The organism is Halorubrum sp. SS7 (genome assembly GCF_005435055.1).
GTDB lineage: Archaea > Halobacteriota > Halobacteria > Halobacteriales > Haloferacaceae > Halorubrum > Halorubrum salinarum.
This window is the reverse complement of record NZ_SGXV01000034.1, coordinates 665-1,118: the sequence shown is the minus strand read 5'-3', so window position 1 is coordinate 1,118 and position 454 is coordinate 665. Positions and strand designations below refer to the sequence as shown.

Here is a 454-nt window from a genome sequence, read left to right as displayed (position 1 = left end):
GAACACGATGAGGAGGAACGCCGGAACACGGTGTGTGTCGACCCAGGATTGGATCATGGCGAGATCAAAACCACGTACCCTCACAGCGTCCGTTGCTAGGTTTGAAATATAGTTCTTCGCAAGTTCCGTACAAAAGCCCGCAGGTAAATCGGCTACTAACAGATATCTGGTAGAGATACCCTACTGTATCTCGCATGACCTTCCCGAAATTTCTCTCATATCTGGATATCATTTACGAGTGAATTTACTATAACGTAGGTGTGTACGCCCGCGACACTACCGGGCGAGAATCTACTAGTAGGCTCGGTGGACGTGGAACCGGCCGTGTGAGCGACGAGTGACTGCCGAAAAGATATAAACGAGAACGCGACCAACAGAAGCGTATGAGTATTTCCCGCGACGAGAGAGTCCTCGGGGGGGAACCCCGAATCGAGGGGACGAGAGTCGGCGTCCG

1 protein-coding gene is annotated in these 454 nt (G+C 52.2%); it reads left to right on the top strand.

All coding sequences use genetic code 11. The features are described from left to right. Positions 1-383: 383 nt before the first annotated feature. Positions 384-454 (top strand): DUF433 domain-containing protein (locus tag EXE44_RS21465; RefSeq protein WP_241991845.1); only part of this gene is annotated, 71 nt, incomplete at its 3' end.